Annotated in this window: 24 protein-coding genes and 5 tRNA genes; 10 read left to right on the top strand and 19 right to left on the bottom strand. The window is 50.9% G+C overall.

The window, feature by feature from the left end; translation table 11 throughout:
* Positions 1 to 129: 129 nt before the first annotated feature.
* A complete protein-coding gene (locus C7820_RS01790) occupies positions 130 to 726 on the bottom strand; it encodes a hypothetical protein (protein ID WP_076169896.1) in 597 nt (198 codons plus the stop codon).
* Between the two features lie 305 nt (positions 727 to 1031).
* Between C7820_RS01790 and C7820_RS01785 the strand changes: the two genes are divergently transcribed.
* Positions 1032 to 1658, top strand: coding sequence for a YktB family protein (locus tag C7820_RS01785; RefSeq protein ID WP_116229571.1), 627 nt, complete (start codon positions 1032 to 1034; stop codon positions 1656 to 1658).
* Positions 1659 to 1742: 84 nt separating this feature from the next.
* Here the strand turns inward: C7820_RS01785 and C7820_RS01780 are convergent, their stop codons facing one another.
* A complete protein-coding gene (locus C7820_RS01780; protein WP_258875094.1) occupies positions 1743 to 3026 on the bottom strand; it encodes an MFS transporter in 1284 nt (427 codons plus the stop codon).
* A gap of 180 nt (positions 3027 to 3206) precedes the next feature.
* Here C7820_RS01780 and C7820_RS01775 point away from each other — a divergent pair, with 180 nt between their 5' ends.
* A complete protein-coding gene (locus C7820_RS01775; RefSeq protein WP_116229569.1) occupies positions 3207 to 4682 on the top strand; it encodes an aminotransferase class I/II-fold pyridoxal phosphate-dependent enzyme in 1476 nt (491 codons plus the stop codon).
* Between the two features lie 100 nt (positions 4683 to 4782).
* Here C7820_RS01775 and C7820_RS01770 read toward each other — a convergent pair whose 3' ends face one another.
* From C7820_RS01770 to C7820_RS01760, 3 genes are all read right to left on the bottom strand, one after another.
* Positions 4783 to 5100 carry a DUF1292 domain-containing protein gene (locus C7820_RS01770; protein WP_076169893.1) on the bottom strand — a complete coding sequence of 106 codons (318 nt, stop codon included), beginning with the start codon at positions 5098 to 5100 and terminating at the stop codon, positions 4783 to 4785.
* Positions 5101 to 5194: 94 nt separating this feature from the next.
* A complete protein-coding gene (locus C7820_RS01765) occupies positions 5195 to 5746 on the bottom strand; it encodes a copper amine oxidase (RefSeq protein ID WP_089548164.1) in 552 nt (183 codons plus the stop codon).
* A 196-nt stretch (positions 5747 to 5942) separates the two neighbouring features.
* Complete coding sequence (locus C7820_RS01760; protein WP_105444558.1) at positions 5943 to 6134, bottom strand: hypothetical protein; 192 nt, start codon at positions 6132 to 6134, stop codon at positions 5943 to 5945.
* A gap of 132 nt (positions 6135 to 6266) precedes the next feature.
* Between C7820_RS01760 and C7820_RS01755 the strand changes: the two genes are divergently transcribed.
* On the top strand, positions 6267 to 7004 hold the full coding sequence (locus C7820_RS01755) for an MBL fold metallo-hydrolase (RefSeq protein WP_116229568.1): 738 nt from the start codon (positions 6267 to 6269) through the stop codon (positions 7002 to 7004).
* 106 nt (positions 7005 to 7110) lie between these two features.
* Here C7820_RS01755 and C7820_RS01750 read toward each other — a convergent pair whose 3' ends face one another.
* The 3 genes from C7820_RS01750 to C7820_RS01740 all read right to left on the bottom strand — a co-directional run bounded on the left by C7820_RS01750 (position 7111) and on the right by C7820_RS01740 (position 8472).
* Entirely contained in the window at positions 7111 to 7350 is a 240-nt protein-coding gene (locus C7820_RS01750) for a DUF3892 domain-containing protein (RefSeq protein WP_076169889.1), read from the bottom strand.
* 90 nt (positions 7351 to 7440) lie between these two features.
* Entirely contained in the window at positions 7441 to 7884 is a 444-nt protein-coding gene (locus tag C7820_RS01745) for a GNAT family N-acetyltransferase (protein ID WP_116229567.1), read from the bottom strand.
* 390 nt (positions 7885 to 8274) lie between these two features.
* Positions 8275 to 8472, bottom strand: a complete 198-nt coding sequence (locus C7820_RS01740) for a hypothetical protein (RefSeq protein WP_116229566.1) — start codon at positions 8470 to 8472, stop codon at positions 8275 to 8277.
* Between the two features lie 167 nt (positions 8473 to 8639).
* Here C7820_RS01740 and C7820_RS01735 point away from each other — a divergent pair.
* Positions 8640 to 8712 (top strand) — tRNA-Val (locus C7820_RS01735).
* 96 nt (positions 8713 to 8808) lie between these two features.
* Here the strand turns inward: C7820_RS01735 and C7820_RS01730 are convergent.
* Positions 8809 to 9126, bottom strand: coding sequence for a hypothetical protein (locus tag C7820_RS01730; RefSeq protein ID WP_147306250.1), 318 nt, complete (start codon positions 9124 to 9126; stop codon positions 8809 to 8811).
* A gap of 177 nt (positions 9127 to 9303) precedes the next feature.
* Here C7820_RS01730 and C7820_RS01725 point away from each other — a divergent pair, with 177 nt between their 5' ends.
* From C7820_RS01725 to C7820_RS33380, 3 genes are all read left to right on the top strand, one after another.
* Positions 9304 to 9480 carry a YjfB family protein gene (locus C7820_RS01725; protein ID WP_076169885.1) on the top strand — a complete coding sequence of 59 codons (177 nt, stop codon included), beginning with the start codon at positions 9304 to 9306 and terminating at the stop codon, positions 9478 to 9480.
* Positions 9481 to 9683: 203 nt separating this feature from the next.
* On the top strand, positions 9684 to 9878 hold the full coding sequence (locus C7820_RS01720; protein ID WP_089548166.1) for a hypothetical protein: 195 nt from the start codon (positions 9684 to 9686) through the stop codon (positions 9876 to 9878).
* A gap of 165 nt (positions 9879 to 10043) precedes the next feature.
* A complete protein-coding gene (locus tag C7820_RS33380; protein WP_167527088.1) occupies positions 10044 to 10217 on the top strand; it encodes a hypothetical protein in 174 nt (57 codons plus the stop codon).
* A 77-nt stretch (positions 10218 to 10294) separates the two neighbouring features.
* Here C7820_RS33380 and C7820_RS01715 read toward each other — a convergent pair whose 3' ends face one another.
* The gene (locus tag C7820_RS01715; protein WP_116229564.1) at positions 10295 to 11035 is read right to left on the bottom strand and encodes a glycerophosphodiester phosphodiesterase; all 741 of its coding nucleotides are present in this window, start codon (positions 11033 to 11035) and stop codon (positions 10295 to 10297) included.
* 173 nt (positions 11036 to 11208) lie between these two features.
* Between C7820_RS01715 and C7820_RS01710 the strand changes: the two genes are divergently transcribed.
* Complete coding sequence (locus tag C7820_RS01710) at positions 11209 to 11370, top strand: mechanosensitive ion channel protein MscL (protein ID WP_076169882.1); 162 nt, start codon at positions 11209 to 11211, stop codon at positions 11368 to 11370.
* Between the two features lie 33 nt (positions 11371 to 11403).
* On the opposite strand, the gene C7820_RS01705 is transcribed toward C7820_RS01710, so the two are convergent.
* Entirely contained in the window at positions 11404 to 11895 is a 492-nt protein-coding gene (locus tag C7820_RS01705; RefSeq protein WP_116229563.1) for a hypothetical protein, read from the bottom strand.
* 107 nt (positions 11896 to 12002) lie between these two features.
* Positions 12003 to 12116: a sporulation protein YjcZ gene (locus C7820_RS33750; RefSeq protein WP_116229562.1), complete on the bottom strand. Its 114-nt coding sequence runs from the start codon at positions 12114 to 12116 to the stop codon at positions 12003 to 12005.
* Between the two features lie 213 nt (positions 12117 to 12329).
* On the opposite strand from C7820_RS33750, the gene C7820_RS01695 reads away from it, so the two are divergent.
* Complete coding sequence (locus C7820_RS01695; RefSeq protein ID WP_116229561.1) at positions 12330 to 13412, top strand: AI-2E family transporter; 1083 nt, start codon at positions 12330 to 12332, stop codon at positions 13410 to 13412.
* Positions 13413 to 13443: 31 nt separating this feature from the next.
* Here C7820_RS01695 and C7820_RS01690 read toward each other — a convergent pair whose 3' ends face one another.
* From C7820_RS01690 to C7820_RS33375, 7 genes are all read right to left on the bottom strand, one after another.
* Positions 13444 to 13854, bottom strand: coding sequence for a hypothetical protein (locus tag C7820_RS01690; RefSeq protein ID WP_116229560.1), 411 nt, complete (start codon positions 13852 to 13854; stop codon positions 13444 to 13446).
* A 32-nt stretch (positions 13855 to 13886) separates the two neighbouring features.
* Positions 13887 to 14555 (bottom strand): uracil-DNA glycosylase, encoded by a 669-nt coding sequence (locus C7820_RS01685; protein ID WP_116231586.1) that lies wholly within the window; start codon positions 14553 to 14555, stop codon positions 13887 to 13889.
* 163 nt (positions 14556 to 14718) lie between these two features.
* Positions 14719 to 14804: transfer RNA gene (locus C7820_RS01680), tRNA-Leu, on the bottom strand.
* A 152-nt stretch (positions 14805 to 14956) separates the two neighbouring features.
* Positions 14957 to 15042 (bottom strand) — tRNA-Leu (locus C7820_RS01675).
* A 25-nt stretch (positions 15043 to 15067) separates the two neighbouring features.
* Positions 15068 to 15144: transfer RNA gene (locus tag C7820_RS01670), tRNA-Ile, on the bottom strand.
* 38 nt (positions 15145 to 15182) lie between these two features.
* Positions 15183 to 15259 (bottom strand) — tRNA-Met (locus tag C7820_RS01665).
* A 108-nt stretch (positions 15260 to 15367) separates the two neighbouring features.
* Complete coding sequence (locus C7820_RS33375; protein ID WP_163879495.1) at positions 15368 to 15532, bottom strand: hypothetical protein; 165 nt, start codon at positions 15530 to 15532, stop codon at positions 15368 to 15370.
* A gap of 211 nt (positions 15533 to 15743) precedes the next feature.
* Between C7820_RS33375 and C7820_RS01660 the strand changes: the two genes are divergently transcribed.
* On the top strand, positions 15744 to 16610 hold the full coding sequence (locus tag C7820_RS01660) for a YitT family protein (RefSeq protein WP_116231585.1): 867 nt from the start codon (positions 15744 to 15746) through the stop codon (positions 16608 to 16610).
* Positions 16611 to 16642: the final 32 nt, after the last annotated feature.

Here is a 16642-nt window from a genome sequence, read left to right as displayed (position 1 = left end):
TATTTTAACGTGTTTACGCGTGAAAGTGAAGTCCGGGTTCGGCAGTCAGCTGCCCGTGATAAAACACCCCGCAGCGCATCCGAGGTGTTTATGAACGATCTTCCATTCTATTGTCGTACAAAAGGTAATTTACCATTCAAGCATCATTAAATCCTTGGACAGGGCGGCGAGCTTCTCCTTGCTCTTCTCCGCTTTTTCGGCATCTCCGGCCTGCATCGCCTCGTACAGGCGCTCCAGCTCGTCATCCAGCTCAAGCCTCAGGAGCTGCAGGCGCAAGTCGCCCTCTTTGGAGAAATACATTTTGGAAATCTCCTGCTCCGTCATAAAAGGACCCTTCTGATACAATACTTTTTGCTGATAGCCTGAAATTTCGACAAGCCGGATCACCTCGCCGAATAGAATGCTCTCGATCAGAATCTGGCGGTCCTTGAACCGTTTGACGATCGCGTGACCGCGGGTATCCTCGATCAGCTTCTCCATCCATTCCGCCAGCTTGGCGTCCCGGATCGTGTAATCCCCAACCATCTTATAACCGTTTTTCGTCCGGTTAAACCGCAGCTTGACGAGTTTGCGCCCCGTTCGGACGGAGATGATGAACAGGGTTTCGTTTTCGCTCCAGTACAACGAATAGCCGTCTTGAATCAAATCCTTGATCAGGTCCTGAATATGCCGCCGGTTAAACCGAAGCTCCAAATTGCAGTATTCCACTTCATAGCTCTTATTCACGGCACTCCCTCCTTCAAAATTGGACCGCCTTTGGCTGTTCCTTCTCCCGCTTCTTAAGACCGGCGGGCTGGAATCGGCCGGTGATTCTTCAGCTTCGTTATCAAGCTGATGGCTTAACAGCTTTGCTATATTTTATACTTTATCCTATGTAACGGTAACTTGGTTTATTGACTATTTTTACCCGACAGGGCGCAGCATCAAACGGAAAAAACCGGCCGGAAGCCCTGCCAATTAAAGATCCGCCGCGGATTATGGTATAATGGGACAAAAATTCAACACGCATTTGGATGGAGGAGGCAGCAAGAATGCCGTTTGCAGGATTTAACGCGCAGGATTTTGAAGTGTTTAATGTGGAGGGACTGGAGCCCCGGATGGAAGTGCTCATTGAGCGGGTTCGCCCCAAACTTGAAATATTAGGCAGCGAAATCGTACCATTCCTGTCCGCGCTCTGCGGAGAGGAAATGTTCGTTCACGTGGCCAAGCATGCCCGCCGGACGGTGAATCCGCCGAACGATACCTGGGTGGCTTGGGCGGCCAACAAACGCGGCTACAAAGCCCTCCCTCATTTTCAGGTGGGCATGTTCGGCACGCATCTGTTCATCATCTTTGCGATCATTTACGAGAGCATGAACAAGTCGGTATTCGCCGAGCACCTGGAAAGCAAGAAAGGAATCGCAGCTGTCAAAAGGCTCCCCAAAACGTTCTATTGGTCGATGGACCATATGGACCCCGGCTTTACCCCGCAGTCTGAAATGACGGCCGCAGACTTCGCCAAAATGGCGGACAAGCTGAAGAACGTCAAAAAATCCGAGGTGCTGTGCGGACTCCGGATTGAAAAAGGGGACCCCGTGCTGGAGAACGGAGACCAGCTGGTGTCCGTCATTCATTCCACTTTTGAACAGCTGCTGCCGCTGTATAAAATGGCGTTCTAACCGCCGCTACGGTGCAGCCAAATATTAAAGGATAGAGCAGCCGGTACGCATAAGCGCGCTGGCACCCTATCCTTTTTTTGTTCCTTACGGCGCCTCTGCCCGCTTCTTGCGCGACAAAACGAGGTGGATCACAAACAGCACGGCCATGACGATGCTGCTGGCGACAAAAGGCACCGAATGCCCGAGACGGTCCCAGAGCTGACCCGAAACGATCGGCCCGACAACCATGCCCGAGCCTTGGAGGGTAAGGAAAAATCCCCAAACCGCTCCCCGCTCGCCTTTCGGAACATGCGTCGATACAAAGGTATTCCAGGCAGGCAGGATCATGGCATAGCTGATGCCCACCATACCTACGATGGCGAACACAACCGGCAGCGAGCGCACCGCCGAGAACATGATGAGGGAAATAGCCGCCAGCAGAAACCCGGCATTCAGGAAAGGGGCGGTTCCGAACCGGTCGACCAGCTTCCCGCATGGAATGATCGCCAGCACCGTAATGCCTCCGCCCGCGATCAGCAGCAGGCTGTACATGTTCGGAGACAGATGCAGCTCATTTTGAACGTACAGCGTGATCACCGGGCTGAGCAGCCCGATGACGAAGGATTGGAGAAACAGCGCCGGAAATACCAGCCAGCTGACCTTCAGGTTGTGCCTGATTTCGTACAGCGTCTTGCGGATGCTGGCAAAAAGATGATTTACCTTTCCGAGCAGCTGGGGAAGGAACCCTCTTACAGCTTCCGTCCTGCTTTCCATCCCCTGCCCATTGGCCTTGACTCTTCCCGGGAGGAGCAATGCAACCAGAACTACGATGATGCAGCAGCCGATAAGGATAAAAAATAGCGTCTGATAGTTTTTGTTCGTACGGTCCATCAAAAAATTCATGACGATCGGTCCTGCGCCTGTTCCGCCCAGCGAAGCGATCTCGAGCATGCCGATCATTTGTCCGCTGCTGCCTCTCGGACCCGAAATGGCCGTCGTCCCGGTCATGGCGCAGGGCCACAGCGGCGAAGTGCCTACCCCAAGAATAAAACAGGCAAGCGACAGCCAGCCTGCGCCGGATAAGAAGGCGATCATGCCAACCGCGACGATGGTCAGCAGCAGCGCCCCCGTCAGCGTTCTGCGGTACCCCAGCCGCTCGGCGATCCAGCCCGACGGGCTGCGGAACAGGTTGTCTCCGATATATTGAAGGGAAAAAGCGAGACCGATCGTATGGGCGCCGAGACCGAGCGAGTTTTTCATATAAACCGGCAAAATGGCCACCAGAAGCGACCCTTTCATAAATTCAACGAGAAATAGAATCGTCAGCAGCCCGATGAAAAAGGGCGAAATCAGCCGGCGGGCTGCCGCCGCTTCCGTTATTTGCGACACGCGTTTCACCACTTCCCTATTTTGGTTTGTGCGAATCCTCCCGGCAGTATGGTCTATACTAATAGTGTACCCCATATGGGGACGAGATTTTCACAGGGTCAAAAAGCCGCTTGCATTCGCCCCCCGATTTGCTATACTGAGCTTTGTAATTTTAACAGATGAAAGGTTGTGACAGCATACATGGACCATAGCCGTACCCCTTTATTTACAGCACTCACACAGCACGCGGCAAAAAATCCCGTTCAGTTCCATATTCCCGGCCACAAGAAGGGAATGGGGACCGATACCGAATTCAGAGAATTTATCGGCGATAACGCCCTCTCTATAGATCTGATCAATATTGCCCCGCTGGACGACCTCCACCAGCCGACCGGTGTCATCGAGGAAGCCCAGATTCTTGCTGCTGACGCTTTCGGCGCCGATTACACGTACTTCAGCGTACAGGGAACCAGCGGCGCGATTATGACCATGATTCTGACGATGTGCTCTCCTGGCGACAAAATCATCGTTCCCCGGAATGTCCATAAGTCGGTCATGTCCGCGATTATTTTCTCCGGGGCCAAGCCCGTCTTCGTATCGCCGGCCCGCGACGAAAATTTAGGGATCGACCACGGCATTACCGTCCGCTCCGTGCAGCGGGCCCTGGATCGTCATCCGGACGCCAAGGCGGTTCTCGTCATTAATCCGACGTACTTCGGCGTCTCCGCCAATCTGAAGGAGATCGTGGACCTCGCCCACAGCCGGCATGTGCCCGTCCTCGTGGACGAAGCCCACGGCGTGCTGACCCATTTCCATCCGGAACTGCCGATGTCCGCTATGGATGCCGGAGCGGATATGGCCGCGACGAGCGTGCATAAGCTGGGCGGCTCCATGACGCAGAGCTCCGTGCTGAATCTGAACACGAAGAACGGCTATGTCAATCCGCAGCGCGTGCAGACGATCATCAGTATGCTGACCACGACGTCGACTTCCTACATTTTGCTCGCCTCGCTGGATACCTCCAGACGGAACCTGGCGCTGAACGGATATGCCATGGCCCAAAGTGCCATCGACATGGCGCAGTCCGCCCGCAAGCAAATCAATGAAATTGAAGGTCTCTACTGCTTCGGCAAGGAAATTCTCGGCGGGGAAGCGACTTACGATTATGATCCGACCAAGCTGACCATCCATGTCCGCCACCTGGGCATCACCGGTTATGAGACCGAAAACTGGCTTCGCGAAAAGTATAATATCGAAGTCGAGCTGAGCGACATGTACAACATCCTGTGCCTGATTACGCCAGGGGATAACGAGGAGACCATCTCCATCCTGGTGAATGCGCTCCGCGAGCTGGCACAGACCTACTATAATGTAAACACAGCCAACGAGCTGGTTGTTAAAATTCCGGAAATTCCGCAGCTGTCCCTCATCCCAAGGGACGCCTTCTACGGGGATACGGAAGTCATTCCGTTCAAGGAATCGGCCGGACGCATCATTGCCGAGTTCATTTATGTGTATCCGCCGGGCATTCCGATCCTTCTTCCGGGAGAGGTCATCTCCCAAGACAATATCGACTACATCGTCGACCATGTGGACGTCGGACTCCCGGTAAAAGGACCGGAAGACCGGTATATTCAAAACGTCAAGGTCATTGTGGAAACCGATCCGATTTTTTAATACGCGCGGCTGTTTGCCGCCTGCACCAAAAAAGAAACCCCCGGTCCCGCTTTCGCTGCGGTTCGGGGGTTTCTTGGTGTAGGGCTTGTGGCGAAAAGGATTACTCCTGGTCCAACTGGGCAACCAGCTCGTTATAAGCGGCTTCCACCTTGTTCCATTCTTCTTCGTCTTCAATATTGTAAAGCATCATTTCCTCGTCCTCTTCCTCGACGCGAAGGATGATGCCGTCCGCTTCAGGATTCTCACGTTCCAGCAGCAGTGCATAAACGTTCTCGCCTACATCGAATGTTTCGACAAGAACCATTTCCACGTCTTTGCCGTTCTCATCTGTCAGCGTCAGAACAAATTCCTCATGCTCGTGATCATGGTCATGATCATGATTGCAGGCTTCGCCGTGTTCATGCTTGTGATCGCTCATTTTAACAAAAACCTCACTTATGGTTGGAATGGATCATACCACCGTATCGTATCACGTCCGCATGATCTGGTCAATTTATCCTCCTCGGGGGTTGTCAGTTCAGCGCAGTGATTACTTTTTGCGATACGAGGACGTAGTCGCTGGTCTTGGTGGCCTTAATGTAGAACCCCACTTTATATTTGCCCGCGCTGCTGAAATCATACGTAAAATCGTAAGTCCGGAACCAGAAATTATCCTTCTGGCTGCCGCTCACGTCCTGAGACTGGATGTCCTTGACCTTTCCCGAAGGATCCGTAATAGCCACCTTTACGCTAGCCACATCGTCCGATAAGCTGTCCACCTGGCAAAATACGTTAAATTTGAGCTTCCCTTTATTGACGTTACCGAAGACGGTATCTCCATTAAACAGAAATATATGTACGTTAGGCTTAATGAATTCAACCTTGTTCGTGTCTGAATTAAACTTTACGACCCCGTCAAACTCCCGGATCGGGACATAGGTTTTACCGTCGATGATATAACCGCCGTCCTGGATTTCCTTGCCGTTCATCCACACCCTGACTTTCTGGGTGATCGAATCCGCAAACACAGAACCCCCCATCAGGGAAAAGGCGAATACGCATACCATAACTTTCTTCCAATTCATCTTGTTCATTTCCCTCCATTTCCATCGTGATGTTGTATGTATATACGAAAAGTACAAACGCAAGTTGCGCTGTACATACGGACAAAACTCACATTTTTTCTCAAAAGTGAAGGGATTTTATTCCAGAAACACAAAAAAAGCCCCACCTTGTGGGACTATAGCTCCAAATTTTTGGTTCAGTTCCTCATTTCTCTCCTTACTTCTTGGTTAAAATACAGGGCACCCCTTTGCCGACCGCACCCGGAACTCTCATCCGTGCCGCGTACGCCATTCCCCGGGCACAAGGCGTTTTACAGGCCTCGCATACGTCGGAGGTCACGAGCCTCATGCCTCGGATGACCTTTTCCCCTTTGGCTTGTGCCGGTTTTTTGCTTTTTCCCTTCGCCATGACAAAACCCCATTTCGCGCGTTTACAGCATATTATGGGGGGAGATGGAAATTGGGAACTGTGGTGTATAATGAAAGAAAAAAATACGAACGGCATGCTCGGCATGCCGCTCATTCACAGGAGGATCAACCGATGAGCTTGCAGCTTCAGATGCTGGGGACAGGCAGCGCTTTTGCCAAAAAGTATTTCAACAATAATGCCATGCTCGGGGACGGGTCGTTCACTTTGCTGATCGATTGCGGAATTACGGCACCCCTCGCCCTTCACCAACTGGGCAAAACGTTTAATGACTTGGATGCCGTGATGATCACCCATATTCATGGCGATCATGTCGGCGGTCTGGAGGAGCTTGCCTTCCAGATGAAATATGCGTATCGTCGCAAAATGAAGCTTTATATCGCGGAAGCTTTGCGTGATGTGCTGTGGGAGCACACGCTGAAGGGCGGTCTGTCCCAACCTGGCGAGATCACCTGCCTCGAGGACGCCTTCGACGTACATACGCTTCAGCCGGGGGTTCCCTGCCGCCTGTCGGAGCAAATCGAGCTGGAGCTTATCCCGAACCGTCACATTCCGGGCAAAGACAGCTTTTCCCTCTATATTAACGGCCGGATCTTCTACAGCGCGGACATGACCTTCGACCCCGGGCTGCTGGACAAGCTCGTACGGGAACGCGGCTGTGATACGATCCTGCACGAGGTCCAGCTGGAAGGACCGGGCGAGGTGCATACGACGCTCAGTGAGCTGCTATCGCTGCCGGAGCCGGTTCAGCGTATGATCCGATTGATGCATTATGCGGATAATAAAGACGAGTTTGTAGGAAAAACCGGAGAAATGACCTTCCTTGAGCAAGGGCACGTATATACGCTGTAACCCTTGCAGGTCGATGTGGATTACGGGTGAAAAAACACAGCCGGCTGCAGAAAGATGAACCTTCTCTGCAGCCGGCTGTTATTTTTGGAAGCATGACGCTCGTCTTTTATTCAAAAGTAGGCAGGTTATCGAGATTATTCGACGGATCGCCGTCGGCGTCCCCGCGGATGTACATCTCGCCGTCACGGCCTTTAAAGACGTTTACTCCGGCAATGGCGCCCGCTTTTACTTCCTGCAGCGCCTGCTCGTAATCGAGCACCCGGCCCGACGACGTTTGAAAGGCCGTCAAGTCGCCGTCACCGTTCTTCTGTACTGCGATAAATTGTTCTCTTCCCGGGTTTCCCATCGATATCCACTCCTTAAGTTGTCATGATATATCAAGGTGACATATGGATATCGTTCCCTGAGAACATGGATTTATGCGAAGAAATGAAGCCTACAGTGTTTTCTTCATACGGACATGCGGAATGCCCGCGTCATCGAACGGCTCCTTGGAAATGACCTCATAGCCTTGTTTTGCATAAAACTGTTCAGCTTGGCATTGAGCATCCAGGATGGAATAGGCCAGCCCCAGTTCCCTCGCCCGCTCTTCCATCGCCATCAGCAAAATGCGGCCGAACCCGTGGGTGCGGAACTCGCGGCGAACCGCGATTCGCTGCATCTTGGCGGTATCGCTGTTATAATAAATGATCCGGCCGGTGGCCACATACTGATCCTTGTCCTGAAGGAGGATATGATGAACATTTTCGCTGATCACATCGTATTCGTCGATCTCCAGGTCGGCAGGCACGTTTTGTTCCTTGACGAACACCTCCTGGCGGATGTCCAGCGCATGTTCCAGCTGCTCGGGGGTCGTCACGTATACTATTTCTGCAGGCATCGGTTACCCTCTCTTTCATGCAATCAATATAAAAAACACGGCTGAATCATTATACAAAAAAATGATTTTCCTGTATAGTTGACTCATGAGAGCTCTATGGAAGGGAGACCATGGATCGTTATGGGCATGACTATTGCGCTGATCGTCATTTTATCAGCCATCTTAATCTATTCATTCATTTATGTCATCCAAAAAGGGTATTCACGCAAATGGGATGAGGAATAGGAGCAACGTTTATCGACGAACACTCACGGAAGATAGACCGCGTTTTTCGGAAGTTTTTCTTGCGATATAAGGAAAGCGAATCTCCGATGCAAATACTTTCTTATATCTAAAATTAACAAGGGCCGGTGCAGTCGGAGCACGGGCCCTATGTCTTGTCACGAGGAATCAGGGCGGCGTAATAGGGCCCTTGGAATACACATCCTCGCTGACCGATTTGCCGTAAACGTCCAGCATAATCGGTGAGTCGGCCATAGTTGAACCGGGCTTGATCGGCTCCTGCGCATCCGAAAACTCACCCGCGGGGGAGCATCCGGCAAGCAGCAGGCACAGCCCTGCCGCGAGCAGCCCGCCTTTGTTCAGCATACCTTGCCACTCCTTCTGTTTCGAAATATACTTTAGTTTTCGCCCGTTTGGATAGCTTCTAATCATGAGCGGCAAACAAATTGTACATGCCATTCACCGTGAGCCAAATAAAATGATTGACAGCTAACTTCGGCGCTGTTATTATATTAAATGTATCTGACTTATACGATCTGCTAGCTCAGCTGGGAGAGCACCATCTTGACAGGGTGGGGGTCAGTGGTTCGAGCCCACTGCAGATCATCTATAGAAACCCTTGAAGCTTAAGGCTTCAAGGGTTTTTTGTTATTTTCACACTTAACTGCAGACGTTTTGGCCCTGTCCCGTTAAGATAATCATCTATTTTGTTCCCACCTGGACCTCCGCCGTGTTTGCGAAGGAAACCGTTACATACGATATCTCAGGTTTCACATTTTCCAACAAAGGTGGGGTAACCAAATGGGTAAATTCTTTTTCCACGAACATGATCACGGCCATCGCTGCCATGTCCGCAAACCAAAACCAGTCGTCCTCAAAAAAGAAATCAAGAAAACGATATTCGTCAAAGTGGACTGGGAACCTGTAATCAAAAAGGTTCACAAAGAAAAGCATGTTTCCTGCCATAAGATTCACAAACAGCACCACCACTTCAAAAAACGCCACCATAAAAGATGCCACTGTCGCGATCACTTCGGTGGAGACATGTATTAATTCCGGATTTTTCGGATGAAATCAGCATGACACCTCCCTGATCGCACGCCCGGGAACTTGGTTCCCGGGCGGCATCTATTTTATAAATCACACCGAAAATCCGATAACATAGATGTTACCCATTTTACATAGAGGAGGCTTATGATGGATATCCCTGCTTTATCGATGGCCATGAGCCAGTCCCGGCTGGCTCAAAATGTGAGCATCCAGGTGCTTAAAATCGCTAAGGATCAAGCCTCGCAGGACGGTCAATCCCTGGTCAAAATGCTGGATAGCAGCGCCGCACCCCATTTGGGAAACCGTCTAGACATCCGGATTTAACTGCTCGGCATTCTTTTCTGCCCCTCCAGACGGAGGGTTTTTTTATTTTTCAGCACAACTGTTCAAATTAAATTCATATTTTAGGTCCATATCCCCACCAATCAAACATCCGTTCTCTATCCAACAGACGAAAATTATCTTATGATAAAGATAGTTATTGATACAAAAGTCTTACCAGTATGTGGATACGGGAGAATAGTCTCATGGAAAAGGAAATTGAAATGGCAATCCGCCGCGGCCATCAATTATTCGTTCAAAATTTGGATGGTGAATCCATCACCGGCATCCCTGAGAAATCCGATGATCCGGGAACTTTAAAGATGCGGACGGTGTATGGCTCCATGTGGATTCCGCTGGATGAAGTCGGCCATCTGTCACGCCTCATTCATATTCGTTAATATTCGCTGCCCTGCCTGGGCGGCTTTATTTTTTATATAACGATTAACCTTTTGGCTCGTAAGGTGCAGGAAAATGTGGTTCATCGGCGCGTGGAACGGTTTATCCTTACATATAAGGAACACACTATGGAAGTACCAACGATTCTATTGGAAGGACGTGTGGCGATGAATAAACCGAATGAAGAGGATCGTTTCCCCGGGGTCGACCCCATTCCGGATCCCGATCATGAAACGCCCTCATCCACGGACATGATTGAAGACGTGCTGGAAGAAGGGGCGCGGGAATTGAAGAAAGGTAAACATCCGTCGAACGGGGATTCAGCGGATCATCAAGGGTGACGCGTTCCCTCACTGTTCTGTAGACGTTTACGGGCACAACATAACCCGATGCCGCCGTGGCATCGGGTTATCGTTGTTCAGGAGCGCACCGAAGCGCTCAGCAGCGCTGCCAGCTTATCGGGGTAGTCGGTGATGATCCCCGCTGCCCCTGCGTCGATAAGACGCTGCATCTCTTCTTCTTCGTTGACCGTCCATGGGTGGTATACCTTACCGGCCGCCTTTGCTCCCGCCACAAATTCAGGCAGCACCGCAAAATGGTAAGCGTGCAGGGCGTCAGCTTCAACGCTGCGGGCATACTCCCACGGCTCATACAGTCCCTCCATGTACAAAATGCCGGTGCGGATTTCAGGCGCGAGCTGCTTGCAGAGCCGCAGGGAATAGTGATTGAAGCTTGAGATGACGATCCGCTCGCTCAGGTTATAGCTTCTTACCATGTCGATGACCTTTTCCTCAAGCCCTGCATAAGGTACCTTCGTATTTTTCAACTCGATGTTGACGACGGTCCCGGTGCCCTGAACCAGCTCCAGCAGCTCTTCCAGCAGCGGAAGGCGCTCCTCCGCAAAATCGGGATGGAACCAGCTGCCGGCGTCCAGCTTCCTCAACTCTTCCAGATCATGGTCTTTGACCCACCCGCTCCCGTTTGTCGTCCGGGACAACGTTTCGTCGTGAATCAGGACAAGCCGGCCGTCCCGGGTTAACTGAACATCGGTTTCAATCCCTGTGGCACCAAGCTCCAAACTGCGGGCAAAAGCGGCCATCGTATTTTCCGGACATACCGCAGATGCGCCCCGGTGGGCAAAATTAATAATCGAATCCAACTTCTCTCAACCTCCCGACTGGTATTCTCGCAAACCTTACCAACTTATCGTACCCGTCTTATGTAATGCGAGTATAAACCGTAGAGTTTACAAACCGCTCCATCCAAATTGATTCCTCTCTGATGGTTGTATTTTATCATGGATTTATCCCGCATATAAGGAGGTATTCGTTCATGATCGTGTTTGACGTCATCGTCCACGGAGAAGTCAAAGAAACCATCCGGCCGGCCACCCAGCGGCTGCAGCATATCCTCGCCTACGTCACCGAAGAGGCCAAGATCCTCAGCAAAAAATACGGAACGGCCGTTAACTTAAGCCGGAGAATCATTTATTGACCGGAAGGGGATCGGTACTCGATCGCCTTTTTTTTATGTCGATACACGCTTTTCTTTTCTCGTCTCGACGCACCGATGGGCCTCAAGAACATGCTGCGCCTCGATGCTTCGCTCCTTACTGCATTCCACAATGACCATAAAATGCCCCTGAATCAGCAGCTTCTCATAGTTTTCTGCATCCCCTTCGGGGACGCCAATCCCCACCAGACTGACAATCAGCCCGTCGCTCTTCCCGCCGACTTCCGCCCCCCCAAGTTTGGCCGCTGCCGGTCCCGATGCCCAGGTGACTTGATCCCGCAGCGTCAGGCTGGAAGTTAAATCCCGGATTTCGCCGAACAACCCGCTGGTACCATGCCTGGACACGGGTTCTTTCAAGCCGGTATCCCGGCATACGATAGATAACTGTCTCTTGTCAAGGGCAAGCAGCGACACGTCCTTTTTGTCAAAATGACGCTCCCAAAGCGCACTGACCGCCAGCGCCGTATCCTGTCTCGTCCGGAACAATGCGATCACGAGTTGGTTCATCCTCAATCCCTCCCAGGTTAAATGACTTTATGTAATTAGGTAAACTAACGCGGGCATAAAAAAACATCCCGGCAAGATGATCCGCCAGGATGCTCCTGTGTTCCGACTTAATAAAAACACGAACTCAGAATAATGACCAAGAGGATGAAAAGGACCAAGATCGCTCCCGTCGATTTGAAAACTCCGCCTGGATAACCAACGCCGCCTACGACTCCGCTCATAGGTTTGAACCTCCTTTTTCATGGGGTCAACCTATATTATGTAGTTCACCTGCGGTTTGACTGTACGAATACCCGGATTGCCTCAAACGGTTACCCCATCCAGAAGCGATGGCAGGAGCTCCCTGAATCATCCTTATGACATTTGGTTAATGGGTTGTAAAAGAGGAAACAGACCGTTACATAGGCTGGTCCATGAAGGCTGGGGGGATTTGATTGCTGCAGAGCAAATATTTTCGTACATGTCTGGGTATCATCGCGGCCCTTTTAATTATTTATTTGGGTGCCAAAGTAAAGTTTATTTTCAATCCGATCGTGCTGCTGTTCAAGCTGCTGCTGGTCCCAGTGATGCTGGCCGGTTTCATGTATTATTTGCTGAGGCCCATCGTGAATTACCTGGAAAAGCACCACTGGAAAAGATCGCTTTCGATTTTGTCGATCTACCTCATGTTCGTTGGTCTGATCGCCCTGTTTTCGGTGCTGGTATGGCCAACGCTGCGCGAGCAGGTGATCACTTTTGCCGAAAACGCGCCTTATTTCGTGGAAGATTTGCAGAAGCAGTTTGAGGCTCTTCAGAAAAACAGCTTTTTCGCCAAAGCGTTGCCAAGCGAGTCGGAAATTTATGCCCGCGTGAGTGAATATCTCAACGGTCTGATTATGGCCGTTACAGATTCGATCTCCAATTTTATATCCGTCGTATCCAACGTCGTGGTCATTATTGCTACCGTTCCGATCGTGCTGTATTACATGCTGAAAGAAAGCAGCAAGCTTCCCCCTAAAATTTTGCATATCCTTCCGCGGAAATACCGGAAGGAAGGGAAAGAAGCGCTGCGGGAAATCGATACGGCGCTCAGCAACTTTATCGTCGGCAGGGTCGTGCTGAATCTCATTCTAGGCGTGCTGATGTACATCGGCTTCCTCATTATCGGGCTTCCGTACTCTCTCCTGCTCGCGCTGATCTCGATCGTCCTGAACCTGATTCCGTATGTAGGTGCGATCATCGCTGCCATTCCGGTCGTTATCATCGGTTTTATCGATTCGCCTTCCGTTGCCGTATGGTCGCTCGTCGTGATCATCATCTCCCAGCAGATCCAGGATAATCTGCTGACGCCGATTATTTACGGCAAGCAGCTGGACATTCATCCGATGACGGCCATCGTCCTGCTGCTGATCGGCGGAGACGTATCCGGGATCGTCGGCGTCATTTTGGCCATTCCCGTCTATATGATCGCCAAGATCATTATCGTCCGGGGGTATGGGCTGTTTTTGGCGGAAAAGGTCGATGACATGAAAGAGTGAGGAAAAAAAAGCATGCCGCAAGACTAATGTCTCACAGCATGCCACGCAATGACCGGACAACGCAAGTGCAATCCGCTTTCCGGAAAGTCCGGCCGTCCGACAGGGTCACCGTCTCCGCATTATGCGAGCTCAGGGTGGCCCTGTATGCTTCCAGACGGTCCTTCCGCCAGATCATGACCTCAGACCCGAACAACACGGCGTTATCGAACTGCCGTTTGTCCTTCATGATATATCCGACCGAATGAGGCGCGGCGTCAGGGGCATTTTTACCTTCGGGAAGAAGCCGGATCGTACAAACCTCGCCAAACGGCAGCTTCAGGTCGTGCGGCCCGAGCACGAGCCATTCGTTATGTTCATCCCACTTGCGAAGCGTCCCCTTGACCCGGGAATGCAGCTTGTCGTTGCATAGGATAGTAACCCGCCTGCCGATCCAGTTCTTCATGGCCCTTTCGCCTCCTTTCGCATGAAAATGAGTTACCGGTCAGGAATCGCCCAATCGACAGGCTTGATTCCATGGGCTGCTAAAAACGCGTTGGCTTTGGAAAACGGCCTGCTTCCAAAAAAACCGCGGTGCACCGACAGCGGACTCGGGTGAACCGACAGGATCACCAGATGCTTTTTCCGATCGATAAAAGCTCCTTTTTTCTGGGCATGGCTTCCCCATAGAATGAACACGACCGGCTTATCCCGCTCATTCAGCTTCTCAATGACAGCATCGGTAAATCGCTCCCATCCTAATCCTTTATGCGAATTTGCCTCGCCATCCCGGACGGTCAGCACCGTATTGAGCAGCAGCACCCCTTGCTCGGCCCAATGCACCAGCGTTCCATGGTTTGGAATCGGCACGCCCAGATCGCTGTGCAGCTCTTTGTAAATGTTCACGAGGGAAGGCGGAATCCGCACGCCGGGTTTGACCGAAAAGCTAAGGCCGTGGGCCTGTCCGGGTCCATGATAAGGATCCTGTCCCAAAATGACCACTTTGGTATCCTCATATGAAGTCAGCTTGAGCGCTTTAAAGAGGTCCTCTTTCGGCGGGTACACTTTGTGAAGCTTGTATTCCTTGGCCAGCTTATAACGGAGTTCCTGAAAATAGTCCTTTTCGGTTTCTTCCTTCAGCTGCTCGTCCCAATCGTTATTAAATATCATGAAGCATTTCTCCTCTCTCGTAAATATATAAACCTATTTTTATAGAAAAACGTCTGCCGACGCACAATCAATGAAAGTCAAACCGTATTGAACGGCAGCTAAAAAAATAAGCCGGCCCCGATCCGGACCAGCTTACCCTGTTCAACTTGTTCCAATCCAATGCCGAGAACCGGGCTCGAACCGGTACGGTAGTCACCTACCGCAGGATTTTAAGTCCTGTGCGTCTGCCAATTCCGCCATCCCGGCTTGTCTATCACTTTTGTGACGACAAAATTTAATATAACATGTTTTGCCTATACCGGCAATCCTTTAATTCCCATTCCTTTTACCGGCCATGAGCACAAAAAAACCGGCTCAGTCAAAGACTGAACCGGCTTCCTTCGAATGGTTTACCTGTATGCCGAGGACCGGGCTCGAACCGGTACGGTAGTCACCTACCGCAGGATTTTAAGTCCTGTGCGTCTGCCAATTCCGCCACCCCGGCATGCTGTTTCTTGCATATGGCTATATGGTGGGCCCTGAGGGACTCGAACCCCCGACCAGTCGGTTATGAGCCGACCGCTCTAACCAACTGAGCTAAGGGCCCTGATCAAGTATATACCGTACAGATAATGGCTGTTAAATTGGTTGCGGGGGCAGGATTTGAACCTGCGGCCTTCGGGTTATGAGCCCGACGAGCTACCGGACTGCTCCACCCCGCGTCATTAACCATATCAAATAGCGACAAGAATTAATATACAGCATATATACCCACTGCGTCAAGTATTTATTTATGGAATTGGTGTTAGGGCACCCTGGAGTCTGCCATGTCACGGCAAGAAGCGGACACCGTACCTGCCTCTCCTTGAACGGAAAATTTCAACGAGCCGCGGCTCTTCATAGCCATAAATCCAGCTATCCTGCTCCAGCCTCTTCGCCAGGCACCCTGCCTGAAACTTCGTCCGGTAGAGCTTGCCGAAATACACCCACCGCATTGCTGCTAACCCTCCTTTCATAGATGAGCTGTTTTGATGCCTATTGTTACCGCAAACGCGATAGTTCATTCATAGCAGCAGAAATGTCGGCTAGTAAAATGTCGAAAACGTTCGAAAAAAAGCGAGATTGCTTTGTGCTGAGCGGAAAAATCGTTTATACTGATAACTAAGTTGTTTAACATTTTAATTTTCAGGAAAGCGGGGAATGTCCATGGCAAAAACACATAAAAAGCTGTCTTTTGCGGATCTGGTCAAAAAATTTGTATTTATTACGGTGGGGGCCGTGCTTATGGCCGTCGCGCTCGAGGTATTTCTGGTTCCCAATGAAATCATCGATGGCGGCATCACCGGGATTTCGATCGTCTTATCCAAAGTGACGGCCTTTCCGCTCGGTATTTTTCTGTTTATTATCAACCTCCCCTTTTTATTTCTGGGATACAAGCAGATCGGAAAAACGTTCGCCTTTTCTACCCTTTACGGCATCGCCGTCATGTCTGTAACGACGCAGCTGCTGCATCATGTCAGTCCTTTTACCAATGAGAAAATATTAGCGGTCCTGTTCGGCGGCCTTATTCTCGGCCTTGGCGTCGGACTCGTCATCCGTTTCGGCGGCTCGCTCGACGGAACCGAAATTGTCGCGATTCTGCTGTCTAAAAAGCTCCGCATGCCGGTCGGCCAAATCATCATGATCATGAACGTCTTCATTTTCATTGTTGCCGGATTCGTTTTCGGTTGGGATTCCGCGATGTACTCCATATTTACATACTATATGGCCTCCAAAGTGATGGATATTGTGGTCGAGGGCTTGAACGAGTCCAAGTCGGTCACCATCATCTCGAACGAATACGAGGAAATTTCCCAAACGATTCAGGATCGGCTGGGACGCAGCACGACCTTCATGTACGCCAGAGGGGGCTACTCGAAGGAAGATACACAAGTCATCTATTGCGTCGTCACCCGGCTTGAGTTGGCCAAACTGAAGGCGCTCGTGCAGGAGATCGATCCCAAAGCCTTTATTGCCATTGAGCATGTGTCCGATGTGCTCGGCGGCAATTTTGAGAAAAATGCCATCCACTAAAACATTTGAAACCTCAAGCTTAAGGTTACAGC

This window comes from Paenibacillus sp. VMFN-D1, assembly GCF_003386155.1.
Classification (GTDB): domain Bacteria; phylum Bacillota; class Bacilli; order Paenibacillales; family Paenibacillaceae; genus Paenibacillus_AQ; species Paenibacillus_AQ favisporus.
The sequence above is the reverse complement of the archived record's forward strand: the minus strand, read 5'-3'. Positions and strand labels throughout refer to the sequence as shown.